This is a genomic window from Geminocystis sp. GBBB08 (genome assembly GCF_016743215.1).
GTDB lineage: Bacteria > Cyanobacteriota > Cyanobacteriia > Cyanobacteriales > Cyanobacteriaceae > Geminocystis.
In genome coordinates this window covers 1-6,586 of record NZ_VRZC01000190.1, presented here as the reverse complement: position 1 = coordinate 6,586, position 6,586 = coordinate 1, and the positions used below count along the sequence as shown (strand labels likewise).

At 35.7% G+C, this 6,586-nt stretch carries 3 protein-coding genes and 1 pseudogene; 2 read left to right on the top strand and 2 right to left on the bottom strand.

Translation table 11 applies throughout. The features are described 5' to 3' along the window. Positions 1-1,702: pseudogene (locus tag FWJ34_RS17135) on the bottom strand (hypothetical protein); the annotation flags it as partial. Positions 1,703-2,498: 796 nt separating this feature from the next. On the opposite strand from FWJ34_RS17135, the gene fusA reads away from it, so the two are divergent. Next, on the top strand, positions 2,499-4,592 hold the full coding sequence (gene fusA / locus FWJ34_RS17130; protein WP_308256559.1) for an elongation factor G: 2,094 nt from the start codon (positions 2,499-2,501) through the stop codon (positions 4,590-4,592). Between the two features lie 423 nt (positions 4,593-5,015). Then, positions 5,016-6,353: a class I SAM-dependent methyltransferase gene (locus FWJ34_RS17125; protein WP_308256558.1), complete on the top strand. Its 1,338-nt coding sequence runs from the start codon at positions 5,016-5,018 to the stop codon at positions 6,351-6,353. Between the two features lie 47 nt (positions 6,354-6,400). Here the strand turns inward: FWJ34_RS17125 and FWJ34_RS17120 are convergent. Beyond that, positions 6,401-6,586, bottom strand: a 186-nt coding sequence (locus tag FWJ34_RS17120) for a hypothetical protein (RefSeq protein WP_308256557.1), incomplete at its 5' end; no start/stop codon positions are given.

Genomic DNA, 6,586 nt, shown 5'->3' with positions numbered 1-6,586 from the left:
TTCCAGTGCCGTTAATGGCCCCAGTGCCTGATAGAGTTAGGTTTTCGATATTGACTTGAGAGGCGAGACTATAAGTAACAGAAGATATGACTATATCTGTTCCGGCGTTGGCCGCTTCGGTAATTTTATCAGTAGTGGTATCAACAATATAAGTATTGTTACCAATACCACCAATTAAGGTATCAACACCAGCCCCACCATCAAGGGTATCGTTACCGGCACCACCATTAAGAAGGTTAGCATTGGCGTTACCAGTAATGATATTGTTGAGACTGTTGCCCGTACCATTGATGGCACTACCTGTTAAAGTGAGGTTTTCTACATTGACTTTTAATGTGTAATTGATGGAAGATATAACGGTATCGGTTCCGTTATTTAAACCTTCAGCAACAATATCTCCCACATTATCTACCACATAAGTATCATTACCTGCACCACCAATTAATAAGTCTGCACCTGCTCCTCCATCGAGGTAATCATTCCCAGCTCCAGTAGTTATATCATCACTTCCGGCACCACCTTTAACCCAATCATTAGTAGCAAGCCCTAAAAAGCTCAAAGTACCAGCAAATCCACTCAAATCAAAGTTTTCAAACTTAACTGCTGATGTACCTAGTAGATCTAAAATTTGATTAGTAGCGTTATTGGCATCAATGGAGATAGAATTGCTACTGCTTCCACCGCTAATAACTAGAGTATCGGTACCAGCACCACCATTAAGAATATCATTTTGGAGGTTGGCAAAGGTACTGGTGATGGTGTCATTTCCATTGCCACTGTCAATAATATCTATTTGCCCTGTGGTGCTGACGGAGTTATCATAATAACTTATATCAATAATTTGTACCCCCCCAACGTCATCTGCAACGTAGGCGTAGAGACCAGCAACATCCACTCCTCTGGCTGTGCCGGGTGTATCAAAAGTTCCAACGATAGTGGGTGCGGCCGGATTACTGATATTGATAACTTGCACTCCAGTACTACCATCGCCAATGTAAGCATAGTTTCCTACTATGTTAATGCCTCTTGCAGTGCCGGGGGTGTCAACACTGCCGACTAAAGTGATGGCGGCTGGGTTGCTGACGTTGAGAATTTGTAGTCCTTTATCTTGATCCGTTACATAGGCTAAATTTCCTATGATCTGAATACTGTTAGCAGTGCCTGGAGTATCATAAGTGCCAATGATTGTGGGATTAGTCGGATTGCTGACATCAATAATTTGCAGTCCTGCTGTACCGTCTGTGACATAAGCTCTGTTACCTACTATCTCCACAGTTCTTGTTTGTCCTGGAGTTTGAACACTACCAACGATCGTGGGGGTAGCTGGATTGCTCACATCAATGATTTGCAGTCCTGTAGTATCATCTGCTAGATAAGCATAATTTCCGACTACCTGTACACGATAAGCATTACCCGGAGTATCTACAGTGCCGACTAAAAATGGTGCGGCCGAATTACTGACATCAATGATTTGCAGCCCCGCAAGTTGATCAGCGACATAGGCTAAGTTCCCTATTACTTGAACACCTCTCGATTCCCCGGCAGTATCAAAAGTTCCTTTGAGGATAGGTGCGGCAGGATTGGTGATGTCGAGAATTTGTAATCCTTTATCAAAATCAGCGACATAAGCTAAATTACCGATTACTTGGACACGAAAAGCCGTACCGGGTGTGTCAAACAAACCCTTTAAAGTTATAGCCATAGATATTTTAAGATCAATGATGAATTTTCTAATTTTTTGTACCAAATGGTACTTCAAGAAACAAATTGACTATTGCTTTCGATATGTATTTTAAGGGTATAGCATTCTGCAGGAGGCATTCTAGTGGAGACAGAAGGAAAATCCTTACTGTTGATAAGTTTCAAAGTTTGAGAATGTCTTAACCAACTTGTTCTCTGCTATATAATCACTTAAATCCTTTTTTTGTTTCTTAATTCAGATTATAGCAAAATCTAAATTAATTTTCAATACATTTTTATTTTATTTTAAAATGTGATAAATAATTAGTAACAGATAGGTTAAGACGTGGCTTTAGGGTTACAAGGTAAATTTGATGGTATTGTCACTGCACCTATGACGAAATTTTTATGGTAACAAGCCAGTAATAATTATCCAGATCGAACCTAACAGTATGATTTCTGCTATTGAATTGGCGATCGTCTTGTGTCAAAATCCTAGATTAAAATGAAACCTTTTATTTGAGCTAGTTTTATGATTTTCTTCTGTCGTGGAATTTCTAATTGTCAAGTAATTTAATTTACTTTTTATCTATTTATTGTTAATTGTTCATTCTTGATTGTTCATGAGCAATAACTCTTTCACATTTTGTTACAATAATCTATGATAAGTAAATGTAAAAAGAATTTTCGTGCCTAGAAATATGATAAATTCTAAAAGCTAGTGTTGTTGAATTATAGCCACACTTTCCTCCATCTCAGAATCATTTTTCAAAATCCGATGAATTCTGACTCGTTTAACAAATATAGAAACACTTATTATGACAAAAGATCTCAGTAAATATAGAAATATAGGCATTTTTGCTCACGTTGATGCAGGTAAAACTACTACCACTGAAAGAATCCTCAAATTAACTGGTAAAATTCACAAAATTGGTGAAGTACACGAGGGGGCAGCTACCACTGACTTCATGGAACAAGAACAAGAAAGAGGTATTACCATCCAATCCGCCGCTACAAGTTGTTTCTGGAAAGATTATCAATTTAACATTATCGATACTCCCGGACACGTTGACTTTACTATTGAAGTATATCGCTCCTTAAAAGTACTTGACGGTGGTATCGGTGTATTTTGTGGTTCTGGTGGGGTTGAACCTCAATCAGAAACTAATTGGCGTTATGCAAACGATTCTAAAGTAGCTCGTATTATTTATGTTAATAAGCTCGATCGCACGGGAGCAGATTTCTTCCGTGTTGTCAAGCAAGTTAAAGAAATTTTGGCGGCGACTCCTTTAGTCATGGTGTTACCTATTGGTGTTGAAACTGAATTTAAGGGAGTTGTTGATCTTCTCACCCGTAAAGCATGGATTTGGGATGATTCTGGTGATCCTACTAATTACATTATTCAAGATGTTCCTGAAGACATGAAAGACGATGTGGAATTATATCGTGAACAGTTAATCGAGACTGCGGTAGAACAAGATAATGACTTAATGGAAAAATATCTTGAAGGAGAAGAAATTGCTATTGAAGATATTAAACGTTGTATTCGTAAAGGTACCCGTGATCTGGTTTTCTTTCCTACTTATTGCGGTTCTTCTTTCAAAAATAAAGGGGTACAATTAATATTAGATGGTGTTGTGGACTATTTACCTGATCCTACCGAAGTGAATCCTCAGCCTATTACTGATATAGAAGGTAACGAAACTGGTGAATTTGCGAAAGTTGATCCGAATGAACCTTTACGAGCTTTAGCTTTCAAAATTATGGATGATCGTTATGGGGCTTTAACTTTCACCCGTATTTACTCAGGAGTGTTAAGTAAAGGTATGACGGTATTAAATACAGCTACTGGCAAAACTGACCGTATTGGCCGTCTTGTAGAAATGCACGCTAATGATCGCATCGAAATTGACTCCGCTCAAGCTGGTGACATTATTGCTATTGTCGGGATGAAAAACGTTCAAACTGGTCATACTCTTTGCGATCCTGATAAACCAGCAACCCTTGAACCAATGGTATTTCCCGATCCGGTAATCTCCATCGCCATCAAACCAAAAAATAAAGGTGGTAACGAAAAAATGGGTCTTGCCCTCAGTAAAATGGTACAAGAAGATCCTTCTTTTTATGTGGAAACCGATCAAGAAAGTGGCGAAACCATTATTAAAGGAATGGGTGAATTACACCTCGATATTAAAGTTGACATCCTTAGACGTACCCATGGTGTTGAAGTAGAAGTTGGTAAACCTCAAGTAGCTTACCGTGAATCGATCACTAAAGTAATTAATGATAGCTATACCCACAAAAAACAATCTGGTGGTTCTGGTCAATTTGGACGTATCGACTACACCATTGAACCAGGCGAACCCGGTACTGGTTTTCAATTTGAGTCTAAAGTTACAGGTGGTAACGTTCCTCGAGAATTTTGGCCAGCCGTACAAAAAGGTTTTCAAGCTAGTATTGTCAAAGGTGTGTTAGCTGGTTTCCCTTGTGTTGATCTCAAAGTTACTTTAACTGATGGTGCTTTCCACGCAGTGGACTCTAGTGCGATCGCTTTTGAAATTGCAGCTCGTGCCGGTTATCGTCAATCCATACCTAAAGCCGGTCCTCAGTTATTAGAACCTATTATGAATATAGATGTATTTACACCCGAAGATCACATGGGAGACGTTATTGGGGATCTTAATCGTCGTCGTGGCATGATCAAATCTCAGAATACAACTCCTATGGGTGTAAGAATTAAAGCCGAAGCACCGTTAAGTGAAATGTTCGGTTATATCGGAGACTTAAGAACCATGACTTCAGGGCGTGGTCAATTTTCTATGGAATTTGATCATTATGCACCTTGTCCTAAAAACGTAGCTGACGAAGTGATCAAAGAAACAAAAGAAAGGGAATTAGCCGCAGCTAAATAACTGTAGTGGGGTTAATAAATGAACAAAAACAAATCACTTCCACCCCCACGGCTGTTTCATTCTTCAAGTTAAATCATATTTTTTCATAAGTAAGTACGCAAAATTAATCGATGCCCTTTGTTTTTCTCAAATCTATGATAACAAGGGGTTTAAACCCCTTACCTATATACAATTAATTTTGCACTGGTACTTAATTCATTTTAATGGACGTTATTTGTTAGCTTTGAAATTTATGTTTAAGAGGGATAATTGCTCATAACCATTAATATCAAGTTTGGATGATTAATTATAAATCAAGTTGGTAGTAATGGCTAAAGCCATCTATCCACAAGCCTTTTAAGGCTTACTACATTAATCGCTAATTTTCAATTATCCAGTAGCCTGTAAGTTTTACTATCATATTTTCACTGATCATAGACAAAAATGAATGAAGCATTTAGTAATTTACTTCAACAACAGTATGATAGTTTACCCTATCCCAAAATACCTCTTGAAAAATCCCCTGAGAATGAATATAATTCCCTTTTTATTCATAATTTAGTAACTCCTTATTATCTTTGCCATCAAAAAATAATTAATACCAAAAATAAAGTTATTTTAGATGTAGGTTGTGGTAGTGGTTGGACATCATTAAATTTAGCTTTTGCAAATCCTGAAGCTAAAATTATTGGTATCGACTTGTCTCAAAATTCCTTAGATGTTGCTCAACAAAGACTTAAATTTTACAATTTTGAAAATGTTGAATTTTATCAACTACCGATGGAAAATATTGAGCAATTAAATTATGAATATGACTATATAAATTGTGAAGATGTTCTTTATTTTTGTGATGATCCTATTAAGAGTTTAAGTGCTTTAAAATCAGTTTTAAAACCTGATGGAATTATTCATGGTAATTTTCATAGTTATTATCAAAGATTTTATTTTTATCTTTCTCAAGAATTGTTTCGCTGTTTAGGTTTATTTGATAATAATCCTCAAGATTTTGAAATAGCGGTTGTAGCCGAGACAATGAAAAATCTCAAATCTGATGTTTTGTTGAAAAAAATTGTTGGAGGAATTTTTAATGATAATAACGTGGATTTCACTTCAGAAAAAACTAAACAATCTGTTTTAATGAATTATTTAATTCAAAATGATAAAGGTTATACTATTCCTCAGATCTTTGAAATTTTACAAGCATCTCAATTACAATTTTTAACTATGACTAATTGGCGACATTGGGATATTAGCAATTTGTTTAATGATCGAAATAATCTGCCGACAGTATGGGAATTGATCTTAGAAAACGCTTTTGAAGAAGAAAAGTTACATTTTTTTGAATTACTTAATCCTATTCATCGTTTAATTGATTTTTGGTGTATTCATGACAATAGTTTCAATAGTTTTAAATCTTTATCAACATGGGATCAAAAAGATTGGCAACAGGCGAAAATACAACTTCATCCCCAGTTAAAATCTTCTGCCATAAAAGATGATTTATTAACCACAATTAAGAAACAAAATTCTTGGGAAATAAGTAAATATATTACTCTGCCTACCATCGCACCTGTTGAGATTTCCTGTAATTTATCGGCATTATTATTACCATTATGGGAAAAACCTCAAACCTTTGAAGAATTAGTCGCTCATTGGTTAAAAATTCAACCCATAAATTTAATTACTTCAGAAGAAAAAACAAAGGCAGAAGCTACGGAAGAAATCATCAATTTTATTATCAAATTAGAAACTTTTTTATATTTATTAGTTGAAAAAATTTAGTTATTTTCAATCTTGATAACAGAGGAAAAATTAAAAATATTTGTCTATCAATTATTTTCACAAGAAACCTGAAGATAAAATTCTTCTAAGGCTTTAATACATTCTAAATCATCATAAACTCGATGGTGATTAGCTTTAATTTTTTCTCTAATTTCCTCTCGATAGGATGAATCATTACCCAATCTGACGGCTATTTCTATATATTCCTCTTCAGAAGATGCGATCGTCTCTGT

Bases quoted from the DNA above. Each gene is read 5' to 3' on its own strand.
- fusA (WP_308256559.1), top strand. From the start codon at position 2,499: ATGACAAAAGATCTCAGTAAATATAGAAATATAGGCATTTTTGCTCAC.
- FWJ34_RS17125 (WP_308256558.1), top strand. From the start codon at position 5,016: ATGAATGAAGCATTTAGTAATTTACTTCAACAACAGTATGATAGTTTA.